The sequence below is a fragment of the Faecalibacterium sp. i25-0019-C1 genome (assembly GCF_042854225.1).
GTDB classification, from domain to species: Bacteria; Bacillota; Clostridia; order Oscillospirales; family Ruminococcaceae; genus Faecalibacterium; species Faecalibacterium taiwanense.
The window spans coordinates 1,274,678-1,300,558 of the sequence record NZ_AP031428.1; the positions used below are offsets into that span (position 1 = coordinate 1,274,678).

Here is a 25,881-nt window from a genome sequence, read left to right on the forward strand (position 1 = left end):
TACAAGACCCGGGGCGGTATTTTTTTGTCTGCAGGGGGGAGCGGAGACATCCGCTCCTTTTTTGTGCGTACGGGGCAGGGACATTGTGAGATTGGCTCTTGCATCCTTTTGGTTTTCTGTTATCATAGAAGCAACAGAATTGCAGGAGGAAGTCCATGCGCACATTGTTTCTTTTGAACCCAACTGCCGGTAAGGCCGATTGCACCCGTACGCTGCCGCAGCAGATCAATGTTGCCGCCGCGCGTGCAGGGCTTGCGCCGGAAGAGTATACCATTCAGGTCACAAATCACGCCGGTCATGCCCGGGAGCTGGCCAATGCCGCTGCGCAGCAGGCCCGGCAGAGCGGGGAAGAACTGCGGGTCTTCACTGCCGGCGGCGACGGCACCTTCAACGAAGCGCTCACCGGGATCTATGGCTATGCAAATGCAGCCGTGGGCTGTCTGCCCTTTGGCAGCGGCAACGATTTTCTGCGCACCTTTGGTACAAAGGAAGAGTTTCTGGATCTGGATGCCCAGCTGGCCGGTGGGCCGGTGAGCATCGATCTGATGCAGACCAGCCTTGGCCTTTCGGCCACCATCTGCGCTGCCGGTCTGGATGCGCAGGTTGCCTACGGCATCCCGAAGTTCCGGCGCATCCCGCTGTGCGGCGGCGAGATGGCTTATGTGCTTTCCATTGTGGAACAGCTGTGCGGGCACATCGGCCGCAGGGTGGAGTATACCATCGATGGTGAAACGCTGGATGTGGACTGCCTGATGTGTGCCATCTGCAATGGCCGCACCTATGGCGGCGGTTTCTGTGCAGCGCCGGAAGCACAGCCCGACGACGGCTGGCTGGATGTATATATCATCCGCAAGGTGAGCCGCGTGACCATTGCAAAGCTGCTGGGAATGTACAAGAGCGGCAAGCACTTCCAGAACGGTCAGCTCGTCAGGGCTGCAGAGCCGTATTTCATTTACCGCCGCGCAAAGCAGGTGAGCCTGCGCGCTGCGGATGGCCGTGGGCCGATCGTTGCCACGGCAGACGGTGAATGCGCACCCAAGGAGCAGATCACTGTACAGGTACAGCCGCTGGCAGGGCGCATCCTTCTGCCAAAGCCTGCTTTTGAGCGCTTTGCAGCGCAGAGGACGGCACAGAGTGCAGACCGAACATGAAAAACCAGAAGAAGAGACAGCTTTTTTTGCCCAAGAGAAAGCTGTCTCTTTTTCGCTGTACGGCTGATTTTTTCATCTGTCATAAATTCTTAACAAAAAGAAGCAAAAAAGGTCTTGATTTTTTGGGTCAAGATGAGTACAATACACTTAGCACTCAGAGAAATGGAGTGCTAAAGAACCAAAGAGCCGACACGAGGCCCTTTGGACACAGCAAAGTTTTAAATTATATTTTTACTATAGGAGGGCAAGAACTATGAAGATCATTCCTCTTGCAGACCGTGTTGTCATTAAGGCTGTTGAGGTTGAGGAGACCACCAAGGGCGGTCTGATCCTGACCGGCAGTGCTAAGGAAAAGCCTCAGGTGGCTGAGGTCATCGCTGTCGGCCCCGGCGGCGTTGTGGACGGCAAGGAAGTCAAGATGACTGTGAAGGTCGGCGACAAGGTCCTCACCAGCAAGTACTCCGGTACCGAGGTCAAGGTGGACGGCGAAGAGTGCACCATCGTCCGTCAGGGCGATATCCTGGCAGTCGTTGAGGACTGAGCGGTTTCCCCTCTGATATTTGAAAATTGAGCTTTAAAGGAGCGATTTGATTATGGCTAAGCAGATCAAGCAGGGCGAGGATGCCCGCAAGGCACTGTGTGCCGGTATCGATACCCTGGCAAACACCGTTAAGATCACCCTGGGCCCCAAGGGCCGCAATGTGGTGCTGGGCAAAAAGTTCGGTGCACCGGTCATCACCAACGATGGCGTGACCATTGCCAAGGAGATCGAGCTGAAGGACGAGTTCGAGAACATGGGCGCACAGCTGGTGCGTGAAGTCGCTACCAAGACCAACGACGCAGCAGGCGATGGCACCACCACCGCAACCGTTCTGGCACAGGCCATGGTCACCGAGGGCATGAAGAATGTCACCGCCGGTGCAAACCCCATGGATATCCGCCGCGGCATGAGCAAGGCTGTTGCCAAGGCTGTTGAGACCATCAAGGCTCACAGCCAGAAGGTGAAGGACAGCAACGATATCGCCCGCGTCGGCACTATTTCTGCAGGCGACCCCGAGATCGGCCGTCTGATCGCCGAGGCTATGGAGAAGGTCACCTCCGATGGTGTTATCACCATTGAGGAGAACAAGACCACCGCTGAGACCTACAACGAGATCGTGGAAGGCATGCAGTTCGACCGCGGCTACCTCACCCCGTATATGGTCACCGATACCGACAAGATGGTGGCTGATCTGGACAACGCCGCTATCCTGATCACCGATAAGAAGATCAGCGTGATTCAGGATCTGGTCCCTCTGCTGGAGCAGGTGATGCAGAACGGTCTGAAACTGCTGATCGTGGCTGAGGACATTGAGGGCGAGGCTCTGTCCACTCTGATCGTCAACCGCCTGCGCGGCACCCTGAACGTCTGCGCTGTCAAGGCTCCCGGCTTTGGCGACCGCCGTAAGGAAATGCTGCAGGATATCGCAACCCTGACCGGCGGCACCGTGGTCTCCTCCGATCTGGGCTATGAGCTGAAGGATGCTACCGTCCAGATGCTGGGCCATGCCCGTCAGGTGAAGGTCTCCAAGGAGAACACCACCATCGTTGGCGGTGCAGGCGATAAGGATGCCATCGCAGCCCGCATCGCTCAGATCCGCAGCCAGATCGAGGCCGCTACCAGCGATTTCGACCGTGAAAAGCTGCAGGAGCGTCTGGCAAAGCTGGCTGGCGGCGTGGCCGTCATCAAGGTCGGCGCTGCTACCGAAGTTGAGATGAAGGACAAGAAGCTGCGCATCGAGGATGCTCTGAACGCAACCAAGGCTGCTGTTCAGGAAGGTGTTGTTGCCGGCGGCGGCACTGCTCCTATCAATGCGATCCCCGCTGTGCGTGAGCTGTGCGACACGCTGGAAGGCGACGAGCGCACCGGTGCCAAGATCGTTCTGAAGGCTCTGGAAGCTCCTCTGCGCCAGATCGCTAAGAATGCCGGTCTGGAAGGCAGTGTCATCATCGACAAGATCATCTCTGCCAACAAGCCCAACTACGGCTTTGATGCTCAGAACGAGGTCTTTGTGGACGATATGATCGCTGCTGGCATCGTTGACCCCACCAAGGTCACCCGTTCCGCTCTGGAGAACGCAGCCTCCGTCGCTGAGATGGTGCTGACCACCGAAAGCTTGGTCGCTGATCTGCCGGAACCCCCTGCTGCACCCGCTGCTGCAGGCGGTGACATGGGCGGTATGGGCGGCATGTACTAAGCCAAAACCGCCGCTCCCAAGAATCCCAATTTATAAAAAGAACGCAGGCAGAACTTTTCGCAAAGGCGAAGGCTCTGCCTGCTTTTTTGCATCCCTGCCGCACTTTTCTCTTCGCCGCAAATGTGCTACAATAGCCTTAGCATAAGGAAAAGGGGAACGCGCATGGCCAGAAACAGGCAGAACCTGAACATCATCTACATCTCGGACCGAATGCGGGAGACGCTGCGGCCCATAGCGTCCTGTGCGCTCACGGCGGTGGTGGCCCCCATGGGCTACGGTAAAACGACGGCGGTGCGCTGGTTCTTGGCAGAGCAGGCCAAGGCGGGGGCCGTGGTGCTGCAAGCCAGCATCTACTCGGATAACCGCTCCATCTTCTGGAAAAGCGTGCAGAAGGCCTTTGCCGCCGCCGGGCTGACGGTGCTGGAGGGCTACGACTGCCCCGCCGACGCCAGCGGCGCGGCTTTGCTGCTGGAGGACCTGTGTGCCGCGCTGGGTGGCAAAACGCCCTACTATCTTTTTCTGGACGATTTCCATCTGCTGGAGGACGAGCGGGTGGCGCAGTTTTTGTGTCGGCTGGCCTACCGCCTGCCCGAGAACGTCCACCTTATCGTGGCCAGCCGCAACCGCTTTCTGCCCGGGGAGCAGGTGGTGCGGCTGGGGCGGCGACTCCACCACATCGAGGCCGACGGCCTCCGCCTGAACCGGGAGGAGCTGCTGGCCTACACCCACCGCTGCGGCGTGGAGATCACCGCCGCCCAGGCCGAGAGCCTGCTGCGCTCCTGCGAGGGGTGGTTCTCCGCCGTCTACCTGAACCTCCATGCCCTGGCCGAGCGGGGGAGCCTGCTGCAGCCGGGGTCGGACATCTACGCCATGTTCACCGCCGCTATGCTGGAGTCCCTGCCCGAGAAGACCCGGGGCTTCCTCGCTGTGATGGGGCTGGCCGATGAGTTCACGGTGGAGATGGCCCGGGCTGTCACCGCCCTGCCCGACGCGGAGGAGGTGCTGCGGGCCCTCACCCAGCAAAACGCCTTTGTCACCCGCCTGCCGGACGGGGTGAGCTTCCGCTTCCACCACATGATGAAAGAGTGCGCCGAGCGGCTCTTTGCCCAGCTGCCCGCCGCCCGGCAAACGGAGGTCTGGCAGCGGTATGGCCGATGGTATGCCCAAAAAGCCCAGTACCTCCACGCTTTGCAGGCCTTTGAGCACTGCGGCGACCGCGATGCAGCCCTTGCCGTCATCGAGGCGGACGCGGGGGATCTGCTTGCCTCCCTCAGCCCCGCCGAGCTGCTGCAGCGGCTGGACCGCTGCCCGGTGGAAGCGCTGCAGCGCCACCCGCTGGCCATTCTGGTGCTGATGCGCCGGATGTTCACCTGGCAGCAGATCCCCAAAATGATGGAGCTGAAAGCCCTGCTGGAAGCCGCCGTGGCCCAACACCCCGAGTGGCCCGCCACCGAGCGGGGCAACCTGCTGGGGGAGTGCGACCTCATCCAGAGCTTCTTGTTCTACAACGACATCACCCAGATGAGCCGCCTCCACCGCAGCGCCAGCCGCCAGATGAGCCGCCCTGCCGTCACCCTGCGCAACAGCGGCAGCTGGACCTTCGGCTCCCCCTCGGTGCTGATGATGTACTACCGCGCCCCCGGGGAGCTGGGCAAAGAACTGGCCGAAATGTACGAGTGTATGCCCCATTACTATAAAATCACCAACGGCCACGGCCAGGGGGCCGAGCTTTTGATGGACGCGGAGGCCGCCTACCTGCAGGGGGCGTGGGAGAAAGCCGCTGTGCTGCTGGAGCGGGCCCGGGCCGACGCCGCCGGGCAGGAGAACATGACCCTCTGCTACGACTTTTTGGCCCTGCGGCTGGCCCTGTGCGGCAAGGGGAAAGAGGGGTACGATTTTGCCGCCAAGCGCGCCGCCCTGCTGCAAAAGCACGACGGGGTGCAGGTGCATCTGCTGGAGAGCATCGCCGCTTATTTCTACGCTTTGCAGGGCAGGCCGGAGCAGGCCCCGGAGCTGTTCCGGGAGCACAAGCTGGCCGAGGTGAGCTTCTTTGGGCCCTGCCGCCCCATGATGTCCCTCATCGAGCAGCAGATCTGGCTGGCGCAGGGGGAGTACGTGAAGGTGATTGCCCACAGCGAGGGTCTGCTGCGCCGGTGCGAGGCCATGCACTACGGTCTGGTGGGCCTGCAGGCCCGCATCCAGCTGGCGGCGGCGCAGCTGCGCTTCGGCCAGCGGGCCGAGGCCCGGGCCGCGCTGGCAGCGGCTTTGCTGGACGCTGTGCAGGACGATTTCTGGGTGCTCTTTGTGGAGCAGTATCCCGCTCTGGCCCCCCTGCTGGAAGGGGAGGACTGGGCCGCCTGCGAGCCCCGTCTGGGGCCTTTCGTGGCCCGCATCCTGCCCGCAGGCCGGGCCTTTGCCGCCCGGCTGGGCCTGCCCGCCCCCGCGCCGGAGCTGCCCCTGACCGACCGCGACCGGGAGCTGGCCCGTCTGGTGGCCGGGCGGTGCACCAACAAGGAGATCGCCGCCGCCCTCTACCTCTCCGAAGGCACGGTGAAGCAGTACATCAACCAGCTGTATGCAAAGCTGGATATGGGCGGCGACCCCCGCACCCGCCGCGCCCGCCTGGCCGAGTGGTACCAGAAAAACGCCCCCCGGAATTAACCAAAAACTAACCCTGGGTTAATAGCAAAAACCAAAGCTCCACGGTATCCTAAAAGTGAACCGTGGAGCTTTTTTCCTGCAACAAAATTGGTAGAAAAAAGGGAGGCTTTTGCAATGAAACGAAGATGGAAGAAATTCCTCGCCGGGGTGCTTTCCGCAGCCCTCGCGCTGAACCTTGCGGCCCCGCTGGCACTGGCGGGCAGCCCGACGATCGGAGCAGCTTGCAGGGTGACAAGTGTGTTTCTGTATCCGAAGTATGTCGGACGGGTCGATGATAATGAGAGGGTGCCGTACATTCAGGGTGAGGTATCCTATGACCATGGCCTTTTGACCTTTCACGGAGACGTGACGCTGGACACAACTTTGGACTCGGAGAATTACTCGCTGGTCAAAGCCCTCAGTGAAGAAAATCTGAGGCTGGTGGCAAACGGCAAAGTAACGGGCAGAACGAAAAGCAACGGCTTTGATGGAGCAAAGGAAATAGTAAGGGGAGAATACGATCTCTCCAATACCGATGCGGGAAACCAGTCGAAAGGAATTTTAGGCGCTACAAACGATAAAACGACGATTGCTTCCGATACTAGAATCACGCTGAAGGGTTTCCAGACGGGCATCGGCTGGGGAAGCGTTCAGATCGATGGCAAGGTGAAGATCACAAATGCAGAATACGGCATCGCCAATTTCACTACCATGAACCATGGCAGCGAGCTGGTGATCCATGCGCAGCAGTACATCGGGGAACAGGGTCATCTGACCTACAACGGCGGCCACCTGCTCCTGAATGTGACGACTATCGGTATGGACTTCGGCCTGAGTAGGCTGGGCATCGGAAAGGACGTAAGCAGGTTCTGGTATCGCACTGGCGATGATGAAAACTATACGGAAATCGACACCAACGTGCAGGAAAAACTTGACAGCTTTTTTGAAGTCAAAGAGACAAACCACGCCTATCTGGAACTGACGGATGTGGACCCGGACCAGCAGGAAAGCGAAACCTACGACCTCTGGGTAGCAGGCACGCAGGTAACGGAAACCAACCAGAACGACGTGCTGGGCAACGGCACCGTGTCCTATGACCCGGCTGCCCACACCCTGACGCTGAAACAGTCCGACCTCACGCTGGGCGAGGATGCGGAGGGAGACGTTTCCAGCTGCATCGATTCCCAATTGGCGGAAGAGCTGACCATTACCGGCACAGCCACCCTTTCCAACGCCGATGGAATCCTTACGGAAGGCCCGCTGACGCTGGATAACGCAACCCTCACCTTTACGGGCAATATCAATGAGGATGTTGGTGATGACGCAATCCGGGCAGGCCGCTCTGACGAGGACATCACCATCCGAAACAGCACCGTGACCATTGCAGGCACGAACTCGGAAGGCAACTTCTTCCAGTTTGGCATTCGGTGCGGCAAGCTCACCGTGGCAAACAGCACGCTGGATGTGAAAGCCGGCGGCTCGGCCATCGTGGCAGCAGACGAGATGGAAGTTTCCGGCGCAGGCACCGTCATCACGGCGGAAACGGATGCATCGGAGGAACAGGATTATTATGCCCTCGAACTGGGACGCCTGATCATGTCTCACGGCCTTGATCTGGTGGAAGGCAAAATGAACGAGAGTAAGAAGGCGAAGATCGCCCAGCCGGAGCAGGCCCCCACGGACTTTAAGGTCTACTGGGTCGTCCATCCGGGGGACGAACCGGTGAATGGAGGAATGCAGTTCCCCGGTGCGATCACCAGCAGCGAGAAGGAAGCCCGCCTCTTTGAGGGCTGGTTCCTCGAAGACGGCACCCGCTTGGAGGATAGCCCCTACTACATGGGCCCGGGCGCGAACCATGTGGGCAACCTCGACCGGGACGTGACCTTCTATGGCCATTGGCGCACCGCCGAGAGCGGCGAGGGCAGCCCAGACGGCGGAGACGGCTTCGGCACCCTTCTGGCGGTCGGCGCAGTCGTGGGCGTGGCGGGCGTCGTGGTCTATCAGGTGGGCACGGAGCTCATCCTTGACCAGCTCCTGCCTGCAGGGGTGGCCGTGCCCCATACCCGCGCCGAGCTGGCAATGCTCCTCTGGAACACCGCAGGCCGCCCGGCCCCGGCCACTCTGCCCGCCTTTGCGGACGTAGCCGACCCGGAGCTGGCCCAAGCCGCCCAGTGGGCCATCGAGCAGGGCTACCTGAAAGCCCGCGCCGACGGCAGCTTTAAGCCGGACAAGGGCGTTGCCAAGTGGCGCGTCATCCGCGGCTACCGGGCAGTGACCGAACCATGACCGTGCAGGTAAAATAGCCCCACAGCACAAGGCCCCGCAGACTTTGAAAAAGGTCTGCGGGGCCGCTGTTTGTTTATTGCAGCATGCGTGGCGTGCAGGGAAAGTTTGAGAAGGCGTACGGCAAACCTGTTCCGCGCATTACACCTCATGTGCTGCGACACACCTTCTGCACCAATGTTCAGCAGGCCGGGCTGGATGTAAAAAGCCTGCAATACCTGATGGGGCACTCCAATGCCAGTGTGACGCTGGATGTCTACACGCACAGCAGCTTTGAATCGGTTGAAAGAGCCTTTGAACAGATCGCCGGCAACCTGTGATTTTCGACGTATGAAGCGGAATTGCTTACTCAATAAGTACCTTATGGAGACGGGATCTCTTCGGAGACTCCGTCTCTTTTTGTATAGAAACCACAGATGCAGTCCACTCTATCAAAAAGGGGTGAGCAGATGTCCGGCAAACGGGTATTGGCGTTGTATGCAGCTGTTCTGCTGGGGTTTGCGGTAGTTTTGTGCCGCCTGTATTTTCTGGCAGAGAACCATACCTATGCTGCCCGGGCCGAAGCGCAGAGCACGGTCCGGCTCTCGCTGCCTGCCCGGCGGGGCAGCTTTTACGACCACAGCGGCCTGCTTCTCACCGGGCTGGAAACGCGGTATCTTGCCCTCTGCTTCCCGGGCGAAAACAACTACACACGCCTGTATGCATTTACGGACAGTGCCGGGCAGGCACTTTTGTACCGGAACCGCAACCGCTCCGCACCGTTTCTGCTGGAAGTGGACCGCGACCTTTCCGGGCGCGGCATACGCTGCTTTGCAACGGCACGGCGCTGCGCAGAAGTTCCGCTGTGCCAGCATCTGATCGGCTATCTGGATGCAGAAGGCCGCGGCATTGCCGGGCTGGAAAAGGCGCTGGACAGCCAGCTGGCCGGGACAAAGAAGCATGACACGCTGGTGTGCGCGGTCACAGCACAAGGACGGCTGCGGGCCGGGGAAACACCGCAGCTCACCCGGCAGGACAGCAGTGCGGTGGGCGTGCAGCTGACGATCTCCCGCCCGGTGCAGCGTGCCGCCGAAGCGGTGGCCGCAGACACCATGGCCAGCGGCTGCATTCTGGTTCTGGACACGGCCACTGCTGCGGTTCGCGCCAGCGTCAGCGTACCGGGCTATGACCCGGATGACCTTGCCGCAAGTCTGGATGCACCGGACAGTCCGTTCCTGAACCGCGCACTGGAAAGCTATGCTGTGGGTTCAGTGTTCAAGCCGGTGCTGGCTGCGGCAGCGCTGGAGCAGGGCATCCTGCCGGAGTACGAATGCACCGGTGCTGTGGTGGTGGATGGACAGATCTTCCGCTGCGCAGGCGGTGTTCCGCACGGAACGGTGGACATGACTGCGGCTCTGGAAAAAAGCTGCAACGGCTATTTTATCCGGCTGGGGCAGCAGCTGGGGGCAGAGACGCTTTTGCAGATGTCTCGGCAGCTTGGCTTCGGGCAGGAGGTGCCGGTGGCAGGTGCGCTGCACGCCGATGCCGGAAAGCTGCCGTCTGCCGGGGAGCTTGCCCAGAGCGGCCAGCTGGCAAATTTCAGCTTTGGGCAGGGCGGTCTGCTGGCATCACCGGTACAGATCGCCGCCATGATGAACACCATTGCTTCCGGCGGGGTGTACCGCACGCCTTTCTTTGTGTGTGGCTCGGTGGATGAAACTGACGGTACGCCGCTGGAAACGCTTGCACATCCGCAGTCAAGGCGGGTGATGGGTGCGGAAAATGCAGCGTTCCTGCGTAAAATGCTGCAGCAGGTGGTGGAAGAGGGCACCGCACAGGATGCTGCCTGGCTGGAAGAAGGGGCTGGCGGCAAGACCGGTACCGCGCAGACCGGGCAGTTCACACCGGATGGCACGGAACGCAAAAACTTGTGGTTCGCAGGGTTTTACCCGGCGCAGCAGCCGCGCTACACCATTGTGGTGCTGCAGGACGGGCAGGTGAGCACGGAACATTCCAGCGCTGCCATCTTTGCCCGGCTGTGCGCAATGCTGGACCTTCTGGCATAAAAATGCACGGTTTTTGCTTGCTTTTTTGCGCTTGTTATGCTACTATATATTTGTATTTCTGCGTAGTTTTTGTTGAATTAAAATAAAGGAGCGTTTCAATCCATGTCTGTTATCGAAATTGTTGGCGGTGTGATCCTGCTGATCGCTTCGCTCGTCATCGTTTTCCTCACTCTCATGCAGCACACCCACGGTCAGGGCCTTTCCGGTGCCATCAACGGCAGTATGGGCGGCGCAAACAATGCTCGTTTGACCCCGGCTGATCAGATGCTGGCCAAGACCACCCGCATTGCAGGCATTGTTTTCTTTGTGGTTGCCATTCTGGCATGTCTGTTTGCAGGCCGTCTGGCAGGTTGACAAGGTTCGTGCAGCCCCGTGTAAAGGACGGGGCTGTTTTTCTGTGTTATGATAGGATGTCAGCGGCAGTCTGACCGCTGGGCAGGGTGGGGCAGCTGGCCCACGATTGGCAGCGCTGCGGCACGTTGGAGGCTGCGGCCATGGAAGAGCAAGGAGAAAAAATATTATGGCAATGCGCGATAAAATTGAGCACGCGATCCAGAATCAGCCGTGCACCGTCAAAGACCTCAAATCCAAATTCGGCGGGGACCGCGGCTCGGACCGCAAGGTGATGGAGGCTGTGGATCAGCTGGTGCACGAGGCGGTCATCTGCCAGCGTCAGGGCGTGTTCTTTACGGTGCGCTCCGGCCGTGCAGACAAGGCTCTGCTGTGCAAGGTGGTAAAACTGGGCAAGAATTTTGCCTTTGTCATGCTGGAGGACGGCACCAGCGATATCTTTATCCCGGGCCGTTTTACCCGCGGTGCCATGCCCGGCGACATGGTGCTTGTGGAAAAGTTTGAGCACCCCCGTGTGGAGGGCAGTGATGAAGGCGAGATCCTGGCCATTCTGGAAGAAAAGAACGATCTGGTGGGCACTGCCCGCCGCATTGAGGGCCGCCTGAAGTTCGTGCCGGACGACTGCCCGGCCATCTCCATGCAGATGATGCGTGACTGCGAGGGCGGTGCAAAGGACGGCGACAAGGTGGCCGTGGAGATCCTGCAGCGCGGCAATCGGCAGGAAGATCACCGCGTGGGCGTTGCCATGCGGTTTGGCAGCTCGGACGAAGCAAAGCGCTGCGCAAAGGCCCTGCTCTATGCGCAGGATATCCGCAGCCGCTTCCCGGATAAGGTTCGTGAGGAAGCCAAGAAGCTGGAGAACGCTGAGGTCTCTGAAAAGGACACCGAGGGCCGCATGGATCTGCGTGCCCTGCCCATCTTCACCATTGACAGTGCTGAGACCAAGGACATCGATGATGCCATCAGCCTGACCAAGACCCCGGAGGGCGGCTTTGAGCTGGGTGTCCACATTGCAGATGTTTCCAACTATGTCAAGCCCGGCAGCGAATTGGACAACGAAGCGTTTAACCGCGCAACCAGCGTCTACTATGCCGATCAGGTGGTGCCCATGCTGCCCAAGCAGCTTTCCAACGGCATCTGCAGCCTGAATGAGGGCGTGCTGCGTCTGGCTTTCTCCTGCCTGATGCATCTGGATAAGGATGGCAACCTGATCGATTACCGCTTTGTCAAGTCGGTCATCCGCAGCCGCGTCAAGGGTGTTTACTCCGAGATCAACGCCTTGCTGGCCGGCAGTGCTGACGACGAGCTGAAGGGCAAGTACCATGAAGTGCTCAGCCAGCTGCCCGCCATGAAGGAGCTGTACGGCCACCGTGCCCGCCTGCGCAAGGAGCGCGGCTGCATGGATATCGAGAGCGGCGAGGTGAAGCTGATCCTCGACGAGGACGGCCACTGCATCGATGTGAAAAAGCGCACCTCCGGCGAGAGCGAAGCTATGATCGAAGAGTTCATGCTGCTGGCCAACCAGTGCGCTGCCCACTTTGCCCGCGTGAAGCAGATCCCCTTCGTGTACCGTGTGCACGAGGAACCCAATGCTGAAAAGCTGGAGCGTCTGCACACTCTGCTGCAGGCCTGCGGCATCAACGATCACTTTGCCAAGGATGTGCCCACCCCCAAGGAGCTGAGCGCCATTCTGGAAGGTGTGCGCGGCGGCCCGTATGAGCAGATCATCAATACCGGTATGCTGCGCTGCATGTCCAAGGCTGTGTATGAGGAAAAGCCCAAGGGCCACTACGGTCTGGTGCTGAAGGACTACGCTCACTTCACCAGCCCCATCCGCCGTTACCCGGATCTGGCCATCCATCGCATCATGACCGCCCAGCTCAAGGGCATGGATAAGGATACCATGGTGCTGCGCTACAGCGACTTTGCCGAGAAGGCAAGCAAGCAGTCCAGTGAGCGCGAAATCATTGCAATGCAGATCGAGCGCAAGGCCGAGGACTGCTACAAGGCCGAGTATGCCCGCCGCCATTTGGGCGAGTGCTACGAGGGCCGCATTTCCGGCGTGACCCAGCGCGGCCTGTTCATCGAGTTGGAGAACGGCGTGGAGGGCTTTGTGCCGGCTTCCAGCCTGACCCCCTCCGGCACCATGCTCACCGAGGGCATCCGCCTGTCCGACCCCGTCTCCGGCAAGAACTGGAGCCTGGGCGACACCATGATGATCACCATTGTGCGTGCGGATGTGAACCTGGGCAAGATCGACTTTGAGGTTGCTCCGGCAAGCACAAAGTAAGTAAAAAGATCAGAACACCTGTACGGCGTTTTCCTGCATAGGAAGAGACTGTACAGGTGTTTTTTGTCCGCGGACAAGAAGCGATGGAAAAGGGGAGAACGACATGCTGAAAAACGAAACACTGCGCAGAGATGCAGATGCCATCATCCGTGCCAGCCTGAACGCTGTTCTGCCGGACGAAGCGGTGCGCCGCGCGCTGAAAAATTTCCGGCCGCAGGGCGGCAGGGTGCTGCTGGTGGCTGCCGGTAAGGCAGCATGGCAGATGGCCCATGCTGCAGTGAAATTTCTTGGCCGGGTGGATGGCGGTGTGGTCGTGACCAAATACGGCCATGTGAAGGGCACGATCCCCGGCGTGGACTGCTGCGAAGCCGGGCACCCCGTGCCGGATGAGAATGGCTTTGCCGCCACCCGGAAAGCGCTGGAACTGGTGCAGGGCTTAACGGCAGAGGATACAGTGCTGTTTCTGCTGTCCGGCGGCGGCAGTGCACTGTTTGAGAAGCCGCTGATCCCCGGCGCAGAGCTGCAGCAGATCACGGGCCAGCTGCTTGCCAGCGGGGCCGATATCGTGGAGATGAACACCATTCGCAAGCGCCTGTCCGGGGTCAAGGGCGGGCGGTTTGCACAGAGCTGTGCGCCTGCGCAGGTGTTCAGCATCGTGCTCAGTGATATTCTGGGGGACCCGCTGGATATGATCGCCAGCGGCCCTGCGGTGCCGGATACCTCCACCTGTGCACAGGCCCTTGCCATTGCGGAAAAATATCACCTGCAGCTTTCGGCACAGGCCAAGGCTCTGCTGGCACAGGAGACTCCAAAGGTGCTGGACCGTGTTGCCACGCAGATCACCGGCAGCGTGCGGGAGCTGTGCAGCGCAGCAGCCAACGCCTGCCGGGAGCTGGGCTATGAGCCGGTGATCTTGACCGACAGGCTCTGCTGTGAAGCGCGGGAGGCTGGCAGCTTCCTTGGTTCCATAGCCCGCACCCACGCGGGGCAGGGAAAAAAGCTGGCCTTTCTTGCAGGCGGTGAGACGGTCGTCCACCTGACCGGAACAGGTCTGGGCGGGCGCAATCAGGAGCTGGCCCTTGCTGCAGCACCGGTGATCGCCGGGCTGGATGCAGCGGTCTTTTCGGTGGGCAGCGATGGCACCGACGGCCCAACCGATGCTGCGGGCGGCTATGTGGACGGCAGCACGGCCGCGGCACTGGCGCAGAACCAGCTGAAGGTGTACGATGTGCTGCAGAACAATGATGCCTACCATGCCCTCAAGGCGGTGGATGGGCTCATCATCACCGGCGCGACCGGCACGAATGTCAACGATGTGGCCGTGGTGCTGATCGGAAATCAAGGATAGAACAAAGCCACCGGGAGTTCTCTGCAAAAAGCGGAAGCGGAACGGATGGAGCTGCAGCGCCGCAAGGTCGGGTTTATCTGTAAGACTGTTGCAGCACCCTATCATGTTGCAGGCAGTCTTCTGACGATCGGCACCAGCTGCGGCTTTGCCCTCTACCCGGAAGAAGGCACGGATACAGACAAGATCACCCGTCTGGCTGACCAGCGAATGTATAAGCACAAGCAAAAGAACCATGCCTTGCAGGATCATGGATTATATGGGTAAAAAATAAGGTGCTGTCCGCACAGACAGCACCTTATTTTTATGGTTTACATGTGCAGCAGGCTGCGCTGCTCGCTGGCGCGGAACTTGAGTGCCGCAGCAATGAATGCCTTGAACAGCGGGTGAGCACGGTTCGGACGGCTCTTGAACTCCGGGTGGAACTGTGCGCCCAAATGGAAGTCACGGCCGGGCAGCTCTACAGTCTCTACCAGACGACCGTCGGGGCTGGTGCCGGAAATAACAAGACCGGCGTCCTGCATCTCCTGACGGAACTCGTTGTTGAACTCGTAGCGGTGGCGGTGGCGCTCCCAGATCTCGGCCTCGCCGTAGCACTCGGCCATCTTGGTGCCGGGCATCACCTTGCAGGGGTATTTACCCAGACGCATGGTGCCGCCCTTGGGAATGTTGCCCTGCTGGTCGGCCATCAGCGCGATCACATTATGTTTGCCATCCGGGGTGAATTCGCTGGAATTTGCATCCTTGTAGCCCAAAACGCCCCGGGCAAACTCCATCACCATGATCTGCATGCCAAGGCAGATGCCAAAGTAGGGAACATGATTCTCGCGGGCATACTGTGCAGCCTGGATCATGCCCTCAATGCCGCGGTCGCCAAAGCCGCCGGGTACGATGATGCCGTCCACATCTGCAAAGGCTTCCTTGCAGGCGGCCTGGTCGGTCAGGTCTTCGCTCTCCACCCAGCGGATCTCCACCTGACTGTCGTTCTCAAAGCCGGCGTGGTACAGGCTCTCCATCACGGAGAGGTAAGCGTCGTGCAGCTTGACGTATTTGCCCACCAGTGCAATGCTGCAGGTCTTGCTGCGGGTGGCAATGCGGCTGACCACCTGCTTCCACTCGGTCAGGTCGGCAGGAGGCACCTCCAGCTTGAGCTTCTGCACCACTACCTCGTCCAGACCACCGGTGTGCAGCATTAGCGGGCACTGGTACAGGCTGGGCATGGTCAGGTTCTCGATCACGCACTCCGGCTTCACATTGCAGAAAGTGCTGATCTTGCGGCGGATATCGCCGCCCACACTGCCGTCTGCGCGCAGGATGATGATGTCCGGGTTCACGCCCATGCCCTGCAGCTCTTTCACAGAGTGCTGTGCAGGCTTGGATTTGTACTCGTCCGAGCCGGAAATGTAAGGCACCAGCACCACATGGATGTAGCAGCAGTTGTCGCGGCCCTGCTCCAGACCCACCTGACGGATGGCCTCGAGGAAGGGCTGGCTTTCAATATCACCGGTCGTGCCGCCGATCTCGGTAATGACCACGTCAGCCTCGGTGGAAGAGGCCAGATTGTAGATGTAGCTCTTGATCTCGTTGGTGATGTGGGGAATGATCTGCACGGTCTGGCCCAGATATGCACCCTGACGTTCCTTGTTCAGTACGTTCCAGTACACCTTGCCGGTGGTCAGGTTGGAGTATTTGTTCAGATTCTCGTCGATAAAGCGCTCGTAGTGGCCCAGATCCAGATCGGTCTCAGTGCCATCGTCGGTCACGAACACCTCACCGTGCTGCAGCGGGCTCATGGTGCCGGGATCCACATTCACATAGGGGTCCAGCTTCTGGCTGGCCACCTTCAGACCGCGGCACTTGAGCAGACGGCCCAGCGATGCGGCTGTGATGCCCTTGCCAAGGCCGGAGACGACACCGCCGGTGACAAAGATGAATTTGGTTTGTTTCTCTGCCATAGAATTTCCTCCTCTATTTTTGTTTTTCTGAATTTTTTCCCTTATAAACCTTTGTGAATTCTTTCAGGTGAACGGTCTTGCTCTCAGCCTCTCCCAAAATGAGCCGGTGAAAGCAAGGATACTTTTCCCAATCCAATATTATACACCCATGTCCTCATAATTTTCAAGGACTTCCTGTGCAATTTCTGTGCGGTCACGACGGGTATCCATGGCCTGTTTTTCTATGTAGCGGTGTGCCTCGGCTTCGGTCATGTGCTCGTGCTCCACAAGGCAGCATTTTGCCCGGCTGACCAGCCGCACCTGTGCGATCTTTTCCTGTAAGCGGGCGTTCTCCTGCCGGGCACGCAGCAGGCGGTGGTTGCCCGCCGCCGCCATGCGCATGGCCTGCACAAAAAAGGCGGTGCTGAAGGGCTTTGACAGCAGCAATACCCCCTGCTCACTCAAAGGCCCCAAAAGCTGCTCAGCCTGTGCGGCCTTGACCAGAAACACGACACCGGCATCTGTTTTTTCCACAGCATTGATGCACACCTCATGCCCGAATTCATCGGGCAGGGGAGAGTTGACCACGATCAGCTCAAAATCCGATTCCGTCATGCGCCGCCGGGCTTCGGCCCCGCTGGGAATGATCACCGGGCGGCTGTAGCCCATTTCGGTCAGCCGTGCAGCGATATACTCGTTGGAGCTTGCACCGGCACTTACGATCAGTGCACGTCCCATTTCCTTCGCTCCTTTCTCCTACACACTCTCTTTTGCAGGGGTCAGATGGCGTTGAAGTAATGGGTACGCTCGTACTCAACAGGGTCGGACGCGTGTTTCAGTGCTTCGCAGCGCTTCAGTTCTTCCGTAAAGTAGCGGCTGGCAAGCTGCTCGGGCAGCACTCTGCGCAAAAATTCGCTCTCCTCCGCAGCCTGCACGGCCTCTTCCAGACTGGCGGGCAGAGTCTCAAGGCTGAGGCCCTCAGCCATAGAGGGGTCGAACAGATTCTTGTTCACAGGGGCAGAGAGCACCATGCGGTTCTCGATGCCGTCCAATCCGGCAGCCAGAACCAGACCAATGGCCAGATAGGGGTTGCAGGCAGGGTCCGGGCTGCGCAGCTCCATGCGGCAGTTGTCGCCCTTTACCTGCGGGATGCGCACCAGCTGGCTGCGGTTCTGGCGGCTCCAGCTCACATAGCGGGGCGCTTCATCGCAGCCAAAGCGCTGATAGCTGTTGGGCAGAGGGTTGGTGAACACGGTCAGCTCCCGGCTGTGGGCCAGCACACCGGCCATAAAGCTGCCTGCAATGCTGTCCGGGGCAATGTCGCCCTCAAACAGGTTGCGGCCATCCATGTAAAGGGACAGGTTGATGTGCAGACCACTGCCTGCCTGATCCGGCAGGGGCTTGGGCAGGAAGCTTGCATGGATGCCGCTGCGGGTGGCAATAGCGCGCACGATCTGCTTGAACATCATCACGTTGTCGGCGGTCTTGAGGGGGCCTGCGTGGTGGCAGTCGATCTCGTTCTGGCCGTTGCCGCTTTCGTGATGGCTGTGCTGAGGGCTCATGCCCATCTGCTCCATGGTCAGGCAGATGTCCCGGCGGAGGTTCTCGCCTGCGTCCAGCGGGGCCACGTCAAAGTAGCCGCCAAAGTCGATGGGGATACGGGTGGGGCGGCCCCGGTCATCATTCTCGAACAGGTAGAACTCACACTCTGCGCCCACATTGCAGGTGATGCCCAGCTTTTTGAATTTTCGGTTCACGCTGCGCAGAAAGCCGCGGCAGTTGCCGCCAAAGGGCTGGCCGTCCGGCTTTTCCACATCACAGAAGAACTGCATCACCCGGCCCTCGGTAGGCCGCCAGGGGAGAATGGTCACGGTGGAAAGATCCGGCCGCAGCACAAGGTCGCTTTCCTCCACCTTCATGAAGCCGGCAATGGAGCTGCCGTCGAAGCAGACACCGTCTTCCAGAGCTTTGGGCAGATCGTTTGCCAGCACGGCAATGTTCTTCTGAGTGCCAAAGATATCGCAGAAGGCAAAGCGCACAAATTTGACGTTGTTGTCCTCCACAAAATCAAGGATGTCCTGTTGGGTCGAATAGCTCATAATGGTTTCCCTTTCAAATAAAACGCCTAAAGGCCTGCCCTCAGAATGGGAGCAGGTCTTTAGGCTGGTGTAAGAAATAGGAAAAGGAGAATGGCAATTTTAAATTCCGCAGCCTACGGATGCTATTCTGCTGTTACGCTGATGAAAGATCAGACGTAGTAGAGCATCTTGCTGTAGCTGGGCAGAGGCCAATAATCCTCACCGCAGATGGTCTCGGCGTCGTCCGCAGCGGCACGCAGAGCATCCATTGCAGGCAGCACGTTGTCGTGGAAAGCAACGGCCTTTTCTGCCTCGGTGGGCAATGCCTTGGAAGCATCCACTGCATCCTGCAGGGTATCGACGGCGTCGCTCATAGCATCGGCATCAGCAGAGAGCTTGGTCAGGGTCTTGGTCTCACTGCGCACGCTGATGTTCTCGCTCACAGCCAGTTTGGATGCTGCGGTATTGGCAAGCTCGCTCATGTAGGAGTTGACGGCAGGCAGCAGCTGCTTGCGGGCCATTTCCAGCATGGTCAGAGCCTCGATGTTGATGATCTTGGAGTAGTGCTCCATTTCCACCTCGTAGCGGCTCTCCATCTCTACCTTGGTCAGCACGCCGAACTCTTCCATCAGGGCAATGTTCTTGGGCTCGATCAGGGCAGGCAGAGCAGCGGGGGTGTTCTTCTTGTTGGGCAGACCGCGCTTTGCGGCTTCCTCTTCCCACTCGGCAGTGTAGCCGTTGCCGTTGAAGATGACGCGGCGGTGGTCGCGGATGGTGCGCTTGACCAGAGCAATCACAGCGCTGGTAAAGTCCTCAGCACCCTCCAGCTCGTCGGCGTAGCCCTTCAGTTCCTTTGCAACGGCGGTGTTCAGGATGGTGTTGGCATCACTCAGGTTCTCAGCGGAACCGGGCATACGGAACTCGAACTTGTTGCCGGTGAAGGCAAAGGGAGAGGTACGGTTGCGGTCGGTGGTATCCTTGCTGAACTTGGGCAGGACATCAACGCCCAGATCCATCTTCATCTTGACGGGGCCGGCATAGGGGGAATCGGATGCGATAGCATCGATGACAGCTTCCAACTCTTCGCCCACGAAGATGGAAATGATAGCCGGAGGTGCCTCGTTGGCACCCAGACGGTGATCGTTGCCGGGAGTGGCAACGGAGGTGCGCAGCAGATCGGCGTACTCGTCAACAGCCTTGATGACAGCAGCCAGGAACACAAGGAACTGCAGGTTCTCCATGGGGGTGTCGCCCGGGTCGAGCAGGTTCTCGTGGGTGGTGGACATGGACCAGTTGTTATGCTTGCCGCTGCCGTTCACGCCCTCAAAAGGCTTCTCATGCTGCAGGCAGACCAGACCGTACTTGGGAGCGATCTTCTTCATCATCTCCATCGTCAGCAGGTTGTGGTCGATGGCAACGTTGGTGGTGTCGAAGATGGGAGCCAGCTCATGCTGGCAGGGAGCAACTTCGTTGTGCTTGGTCTTGGCGGGAATGCCCAGCTTCCACAGCTCTTCGTCCAACTCCTTCATAAACTCGGAGACCTCGGGACGAATGACACCGAAGTAGTGCTCTTCCAGCTCCTGACCCTTGGCAGAGGGGGCACCGAACAGGGTGCGGCCGGTGAGGATCAGATCCTGACGGGCTTCGTAATCTTCCTTCTTAATAAGGAAGTACTCCTGCTCGGGGCCGACGGTGGTGGAGACGTAATCCACATCCTTGCCGAACAGCTTCAGGATGCGAACTGCCTGATTGGACAGTGCGTTCATGGAACGCAGCAGGGGGGTCTTCTTATCCAGAGCCTCGCCGGTGTAGCTGACGAATGCGGTGGGGATGCACAACACGTCATCCTTCACGAATGCGTAGCTGGTGGGGTCCCATGCAGTGTAGCCGCGGGCCTCGCAAGTGGCGCGCAGACCGCCGGAGGGGAAGGAAGATGCATCGGGCTCGCCGCGCACCAGCTCCTTGCCGGAGAACTCCATGATGGCGGTGCCGTCGCCCACAGGGGAAACAAAGCCATCGTGCTTCTCACTGGTGATGCCGGTCAGCGGCTGGAACCAGTGGGTGTAGTGGGTGGCACCCAGCTCCATGGCCCAGCGCTTCATCACGCTGGCCACAACGTTTGCCACCTCAATGTCCAGCGGAGCACCCTTGTGCAGGGTGTTCTTCAGGCTCTTATAGGTTGCGCTCGGCAGGCGCTCCTTCATCACATGTTCGTTAAAGACCTTGCTGCCGTAGATTTCCATAACATTCGCTGCCATAAATCCTACTCCTTACTTGATCTTATTTTTCTTACCCTTTCGTCTGCATTCTGGTCTGCCGCAATGCCGCACCCAGAAGTACGAAAGCATCTTAACAAAAACGGCGCCGCGAGTCAGGAGGTGACCCACAGCGCCGTTGCTGTCTATGATTTGATTATAGCCTCTGCCGGGCAAAAAGGCAATTGACAAATCTGACGATTCTGTACAAACAGCTTCCTGCATTTTTGGAGCATCCGCACTTGGTATGACTTTTTAAGAGAACGAACCCTCTCCGCCCGATGGGAAAAACCCTCTCAGTCATTGCTTGCGCAATGCCAGCTCTCCCGAAGGGCGAGCTTTTATCCAGCTGCCGGGTAAGTTTATTCATCATCGGAAAAGATTGTTGTTTTCCGTCCCTGCTCATAAAGCTTCCCCCTCGGGGGAGCTGGCAAAGCCGTCAGGCTTTGACTGAGAGGGTTCAGGCAGCGCAGCAAAAAGATGCATTTACCCGATGGGGTCCCTTCTGGTGAAAATGTGTTTTTAATATACGGTGCCATTGCCCGTTACGGCCCCGCTTTGTGAAAAAAGAGCTTCCGGAAAATCCGCAGATTTTCCGGAAGCTCAAATATTAAAAATAAAACTTCCGCTGAAGATACCCAGAGTGAAACGGAGGGTATTCAAATCGTTAAATCACCTGAAAGAGGAAGAACTTCAGATAATTCGTCTCCGGCACACCCCACAGGATCGGATGATCCGGTGCCTGCTGTTTCACCTCGATCTGCCGCAGCTGGCGGTGCGCATCCTTTGCAGCGGCGCGCAGCATCTTGATGAACAGCTCCTCGGTGGCAAAGTGGGAGCAGCTGGCAGTTGCCAGATAGCCGCCGCGAGGCAGCAGCTTCATGGCACGGTAGTTGATCTCCTTGTAACCGCGCATGGCGTTCTCCACAGTGCGGCGCGCCTTGGTAAAGGCCGGCGGGTCCAGAATGATAAAATCGTAGGGGTGTCCCTCTCTTTCCAAGCGGGGCAGCAGCTCAAAGGTGTCCTCGCACAAAAAGTCCATATTGGTCAGACCGTTGCGCTGGGCATTGCGCTGCGCCATGGCAATGGCCTCGGCGCTGATGTCGGCGGCGGTCACACGGGCAGCGCCGCCCGCAGCGGCGTTCAGTGCAAAGCTGCCGGTGTGGGTAAAGCAGTCCAGCACGGTGTGACCTGCAGCAAGGCGTGCCACCGCCCGGCGGTTGTACTTCTGATCAAGGAAGAAGCCGGTCTTCTGGCCGTTCTCGAAGTCCACATGATAGTAAACTCCGTTCTCACAGATCTCGGTCTGGGTGCTTGCCGGGTGAGTCTCACCGGGCAGCTCAAACCAGCCTTTGTTCTGCTCAAGACCTTCCTTTGCGCGCAGAGCCTCATCGTTGCGCTCGTAGATGCCGTCGATGGTCTGGCCGTCGGCGCGCAGGACTTCTGCCAGAATGGGGAAGAGGACGGGCTTGAGCTTTTCCATGCCCACGCTCAGGGTCTGCGTGACGAGGATGTTGCTGAACCGATCCACAGTCAGGCCGGGGAACTGGTCGGCTTCGCCAAAAATGACGCGGCAGGCAGAAAGGTCTGCAGGTTCCAGCACGGTCTTGCGGTAGTTCCATGCATATTCCACCCGGCGGCGCCAGAAGGCTGCATCAAAGGTGTCATTGGCGTTGCGGGAGATCAGCCGCACGCGGATCTTGCTCTTGAGCGAAACGAAGCCGGTGCCAAGGTAGGAACCCTTGGTGCTGACCACATCGGCCAGCGTGCCGTTTTCCGGCTCATTTTCCGGGGAATGGAGGATGTCGTTCTCATACACCCAGGGGTGCCCGCCCACCAGCAGGCCCTCGGCGTGTTTGTTGACGGTATACACAGGGTAAGCGCGTTCTTTCATATGGTTCTCCTTATCATGGACGAACTCCCTTCGTCCCGCGTTCGCTCGACACGCTTACCGTGCGGGTAGGCTCCCTCATTGAGGAAGCTGGCTGCGAAGCAGACTGAAGGAGTAAAAATCTACCCTTTATAATAGCACAAAATCATGTTATTATAAATAAGAAATGCCAAAAAACCGCATGAAAGAGGGATGCATTATGGAGATCGAACGCAAATGGATGGTGAAGGGCTGGCCGGAGGGGCTGCCCCTCAGGGAGGAATTTGCCATGCGGCAGGGCTATATCAGCGTGCGGCCCACCGTGCGCATCCGGGAAGAAGCCCTCACCGGCGGCAGAACGGACTACATCCTCTGCTTCAAATCCGGGGGCGGCCTTGCCCGTGAGGAGATCGAGCGCAGCATCGACAAAGAACTGTTTGATGATCTGGAATACAAGATTATCGCTAAACCTCTCATCCCGAAGCTGCGCCGCAGCTACACCCTGCCGGACGGTTCTGTGCTGGAAGTGAACCATGTGGACGAAGGCCAGCCCACCGAGTTCTGGTATGCCGAGGTGGAGTACCCCACGGTGGAAGCAGCCCTTGCATGGCAGCCGGAAAGCTGCGGCCTTGGCGATTACCTCAAGGATGAAGTGACGAACCAGCCCGGCCAGAGCATGGGCGAATACTGGGTGGAGACAAGAGGATGAAAAAAGTAAAACTCAAACTGGAACTGCAGTACAACTCCCCGGTGATCCTCACATTTTTCCTGCTGTCACTTCTGGTGCTGTTCCTCGACCAGTGGACGGACGGGTGGACGACGATGCATCTGTTCTGTGTCTACCGCTCCTCGCTGAAGGACCCGCTGTTCTACATCCGGCTGTTCGGCCATGTGCTGGGCCATGCCAGCTGGGACCACTTTCTGAATAACATGCTGCTGCTGCTCGTTGTTGGCCCGCCAATGGAAGAAAAGTACGGCAGCAAGCCGCTTTTGTGCGGCATGGTGTTCACCGCTCTGGTCACCGGCGTGCTGCAATGCGTGCTGTTCCCACGTTCGGGGCTGCTGGGCGCGTCCGGCATCGTGTTCATGCTTATCATGCTTTCGTCGCTGGCGGGCTTCTCCGGCGGCATCCCGGTCACCATGCTGCTGGTTGCAGCGCTGTACTTTGGTCAGCAGGTGTACGATATCATTTTTGTGCATGATAATGTGGCAAACTTCATGCACATTGTGGGCGGCTTATGCGGCACTGCCTTTGGCTACTACAGTGCGTTGCACAGCCGCCGCAGGCCGGCAAAAGCGGTGAAGTTTTCCAGCACGAACAGCCGCCGGAAGCGCTGAACCCACTGTGGACATAGGCTGATTTTGAAAAATTTGCAAACAGGTATTGACAAACGAAAAATCCGTGGTTTAATATAGCCAAATTCAATACACTAAACCGTTGAAGCGGAGATAACGGCGAACCATGCCTGTACAGAGAGCCTGCGCAGCTGAGAAGCAGACCGGAAACAGTTCGTCAAGGAAAGTGTGACTTTGCGTTATATTTTCCCGAAATGGACCGCTGAGGGTGCAGGGAACTGCGGAGAACTTTCGCCGCACAGTATTCTGCAACGTAGGGCATACGTCAGTTGCCGGGGATGTGTTGGCATCTCGCCAAGTGCATGGGGTCATGCCCATGAAGTCAGGGTGGCACCGCGGATAAAAGGCCAAATTTTATTCGTCCTTGACAGAAGAAAATTCTTCTGTTAGGGGCGTTTTTCTTTTCCACTCCCTCGGCAGAAGAGCCGGGGGAGTTTTTGTTTTAGGGCTCCCTTGTTTCCGGCACGAAGGCTCATGCCTGTGGTTGCGGCCACGAAACCCTGAACAAAACAAATGCACCCGGTTGCTGCGGTTCTGCCCACAGGCCGGGTGCATTTTATATTTTAGGAAAAATTACAGGTCACTGCGCGGGGAAGCTGCCATGGCCCAGAAGTTCAGCTCGTGCTCCGAGCAGGCATGGAAGATCTCGCGGCAGCGGGCAAGGCGCTCGTCGCTCAGGCCTTCGCAGACTTTTTCTGCAAACGCGGCCCAGTCGCGGCAGGCCGCCTCATAGCCCTTGTCAGCATAGTCCACCACCAGCGCACCATAAAGGGTATCCTGCACGGAAGGCTTTTCTTCCAGCAGTTTCTGGAAGATCCAGCCATAGCTCAGCATACAGGGCAGGCAGGCCATCATACACTCGGCCGCGCCATCGCCATTTTTGGCGGCTTCGATCATAGAGTCCACATAGGCACGGTTCTCCGGCCGCAGCGGCAGGCTCTGGATGCCTTCATCGGTCAGTCCAAAGTGCTTGAGATAGTGCAGGCGGGCTGCATCCTCGCTCTCATTCACGAAGGAAAGCAGGGAATAGTAGGTGCGGATGGTCTGCATATCCTTTGCCTTGGTCATGCCCCAGGCAAACACCTTGGCATATTCCCGCAGGTAAAGACTGTCCTCCACGATGTAGCCCTTGAAGCAGGCTTCATCCAGTGTGCCATCCGCAAGGTGGGTCAGAAATTCTGAGTGCAGACATTGCTCCCACACAGGCAGACTTTCCTGCACCAGCTGCTGCACAAAGGTCTGCTCACTCACCCACAAACTCTCCCTTCAGTGCAAACATATGGTCCATCGGGCCGGAGCCGTGGCCCAGATCCAGCATGGCAGAAAGACAGCCGGAAATGTAGGCCTTTGCGCGCTCCACCGATGCATCCAGATCATAGCCCTTTGCCAGATTAGACGCAATGGCGCTGGATAGGGTGCAGCCGGTGCCGTGGGTATTGGGGTTTGCAATGCGCTTGCCGCGGAACCATTTGCCGCAGCTGTCCCGCCACAGAAGGTCGTCGGCATCGTTGATCTGGTGGCCGCCCTTGCACAGCACGGCACAGTGGTATTTCTCGCTGATCAGCTTTGCAGCGGCCTCCATTCCGGCCGCATCGGTGATCTTCATGCCGGAAAGGATCTCAGCCTCCGGAATGTTGGGGGTGACCACCTCTGCCATGGGCAGCAGTTTTTCGGTCAGTGCCTGCACGGCATCGTCCCGCAGCAGCTTGGAGCCGGAGGTGGCAACCATCACCGGGTCCACCACGATATGCTTTGCGCCGTAGGTGTGCAGCTTTTCGGCGATCACACCGATCAGCTCTGCCGAGGATACCATGCCGATCTTGACGGCATCCGGGTAGATGTCGGTAAAAATGGCGTCGATCTCCTGTGCCAGAAATTCGGGCGTGGCTTCAAAAATGCCGGTCACACCTGTGGTGTTCTGGGCAGTCAGTGCGGTAATGGCGCTCATGGCGTACACGCCGTTTGCAGTCATGGTTTTGATATCGGCCTGGATGCCAGCACCGCCGCTGGAATCGCTGCCGGCAATCGTCAATGCAGTTTTCATGG

20 protein-coding genes are annotated in these 25,881 nt (G+C 58.7%); 13 read left to right on the forward strand and 7 right to left on the reverse strand.

The annotated features are described in order from the left end of the window. The first annotated feature begins 155 nt into the window (after positions 1–155). The 11 genes from ACGHUK_RS06345 (at position 156) to ACGHUK_RS06395 (ending at position 14,609) form a co-directional block, all read left to right on the forward strand. Positions 156–1,151 carry a diacylglycerol kinase family protein gene (locus tag ACGHUK_RS06345; protein ID WP_097781854.1) on the forward strand — a complete coding sequence of 332 codons (996 nt, stop codon included), beginning with the start codon at positions 156–158 and terminating at the stop codon, positions 1,149–1,151. A 253-nt stretch (positions 1,152–1,404) separates the two neighbouring features. Beyond that, positions 1,405–1,692, forward strand: a complete 288-nt coding sequence (gene groES, locus ACGHUK_RS06350) for a co-chaperone GroES (RefSeq protein WP_005937287.1) — start codon at positions 1,405–1,407, stop codon at positions 1,690–1,692. A 52-nt stretch (positions 1,693–1,744) separates the two neighbouring features. Further along, entirely contained in the window at positions 1,745–3,388 is a 1,644-nt protein-coding gene (groL, locus tag ACGHUK_RS06355; protein WP_223387776.1) for a chaperonin GroEL, read from the forward strand. A 162-nt stretch (positions 3,389–3,550) separates the two neighbouring features. Further along, positions 3,551–6,049, forward strand: a complete 2,499-nt coding sequence (locus tag ACGHUK_RS06360; RefSeq protein ID WP_390575554.1) for a LuxR C-terminal-related transcriptional regulator — start codon at positions 3,551–3,553, stop codon at positions 6,047–6,049. Positions 6,050–6,163: 114 nt separating this feature from the next. Beyond that, positions 6,164–8,314, forward strand: a complete 2,151-nt coding sequence (locus ACGHUK_RS06365) for a hypothetical protein (RefSeq protein ID WP_390575557.1) — start codon at positions 6,164–6,166, stop codon at positions 8,312–8,314. Between the two features lie 92 nt (positions 8,315–8,406). Next, on the forward strand, positions 8,407–8,631 hold the full coding sequence (locus ACGHUK_RS06370) for a tyrosine-type recombinase/integrase (protein WP_390575559.1): 225 nt from the start codon (positions 8,407–8,409) through the stop codon (positions 8,629–8,631). A 129-nt stretch (positions 8,632–8,760) separates the two neighbouring features. Next, a complete protein-coding gene (locus ACGHUK_RS06375) occupies positions 8,761–10,356 on the forward strand; it encodes a peptidoglycan D,D-transpeptidase FtsI family protein (RefSeq protein ID WP_390575562.1) in 1,596 nt (531 codons plus the stop codon). A gap of 102 nt (positions 10,357–10,458) precedes the next feature. Further along, positions 10,459–10,710: a preprotein translocase subunit SecG gene (secG, locus tag ACGHUK_RS06380; protein WP_005937305.1), complete on the forward strand. Its 252-nt coding sequence runs from the start codon at positions 10,459–10,461 to the stop codon at positions 10,708–10,710. 166 nt (positions 10,711–10,876) lie between these two features. Next, positions 10,877–12,997 carry a ribonuclease R gene (rnr, locus tag ACGHUK_RS06385; RefSeq protein WP_349935141.1) on the forward strand — a complete coding sequence of 707 codons (2,121 nt, stop codon included), beginning with the start codon at positions 10,877–10,879 and terminating at the stop codon, positions 12,995–12,997. A gap of 103 nt (positions 12,998–13,100) precedes the next feature. After that, positions 13,101–14,345, forward strand: a complete 1,245-nt coding sequence (locus tag ACGHUK_RS06390) for a glycerate kinase (protein ID WP_390575565.1) — start codon at positions 13,101–13,103, stop codon at positions 14,343–14,345. Positions 14,346–14,390: 45 nt separating this feature from the next. Then, complete coding sequence (locus tag ACGHUK_RS06395) at positions 14,391–14,609, forward strand: diguanylate cyclase domain-containing protein (RefSeq protein WP_154255457.1); 219 nt, start codon at positions 14,391–14,393, stop codon at positions 14,607–14,609. Between the two features lie 44 nt (positions 14,610–14,653). Here the strand turns inward: ACGHUK_RS06395 and ACGHUK_RS06400 are convergent, their stop codons facing one another. The 5 genes from ACGHUK_RS06400 to ACGHUK_RS06420 all read right to left on the reverse strand — a co-directional run bounded on the left by ACGHUK_RS06400 (position 14,654) and on the right by ACGHUK_RS06420 (position 22,503). Next, a complete protein-coding gene (locus ACGHUK_RS06400) occupies positions 14,654–16,297 on the reverse strand; it encodes a CTP synthase (RefSeq protein WP_390575567.1) in 1,644 nt (547 codons plus the stop codon). A 138-nt stretch (positions 16,298–16,435) separates the two neighbouring features. Next, entirely contained in the window at positions 16,436–17,014 is a 579-nt protein-coding gene (locus tag ACGHUK_RS06405; protein WP_390575570.1) for an ANTAR domain-containing response regulator, read from the reverse strand. A gap of 41 nt (positions 17,015–17,055) precedes the next feature. Next, positions 17,056–18,375 (reverse strand): glutamine synthetase family protein, encoded by a 1,320-nt coding sequence (locus tag ACGHUK_RS06410; RefSeq protein WP_005937322.1) that lies wholly within the window; start codon positions 18,373–18,375, stop codon positions 17,056–17,058. A 149-nt stretch (positions 18,376–18,524) separates the two neighbouring features. Then, entirely contained in the window at positions 18,525–20,612 is a 2,088-nt protein-coding gene (locus ACGHUK_RS06415) for a glutamine synthetase III (RefSeq protein WP_371292938.1), read from the reverse strand. 664 nt (positions 20,613–21,276) lie between these two features. Continuing rightward, positions 21,277–22,503 (reverse strand): class I SAM-dependent rRNA methyltransferase, encoded by a 1,227-nt coding sequence (locus tag ACGHUK_RS06420; protein WP_294647471.1) that lies wholly within the window; start codon positions 22,501–22,503, stop codon positions 21,277–21,279. Positions 22,504–22,699: 196 nt separating this feature from the next. Here ACGHUK_RS06420 and ACGHUK_RS06425 point away from each other — a divergent pair, with 196 nt between their 5' ends. Further along, positions 22,700–23,188 carry a CYTH domain-containing protein gene (locus ACGHUK_RS06425; RefSeq protein ID WP_044953662.1) on the forward strand — a complete coding sequence of 163 codons (489 nt, stop codon included), beginning with the start codon at positions 22,700–22,702 and terminating at the stop codon, positions 23,186–23,188. Beyond that, complete coding sequence (locus ACGHUK_RS06430; RefSeq protein WP_005941761.1) at positions 23,185–23,817, forward strand: rhomboid family intramembrane serine protease; 633 nt, start codon at positions 23,185–23,187, stop codon at positions 23,815–23,817. The genes ACGHUK_RS06425 and ACGHUK_RS06430 overlap by 4 nt, the downstream gene beginning before the upstream one ends. Positions 23,818–24,408: 591 nt before the next feature. On the opposite strand, the gene ACGHUK_RS06435 is transcribed toward ACGHUK_RS06430, so the two are convergent. Both ACGHUK_RS06435 and thiD read right to left on the reverse strand, forming a co-directional pair. Beyond that, complete coding sequence (locus tag ACGHUK_RS06435) at positions 24,409–25,086, reverse strand: TENA/THI-4 family protein (protein ID WP_207698187.1); 678 nt, start codon at positions 25,084–25,086, stop codon at positions 24,409–24,411. After that, positions 25,079–25,879, reverse strand: coding sequence for a bifunctional hydroxymethylpyrimidine kinase/phosphomethylpyrimidine kinase (gene thiD / locus ACGHUK_RS06440; protein WP_291017760.1), 801 nt, complete (start codon positions 25,877–25,879; stop codon positions 25,079–25,081). Before thiD ends, ACGHUK_RS06435 begins: the two co-directional genes overlap by 8 nt. Between the last annotated feature and the right edge of the window lie 2 nt (positions 25,880–25,881).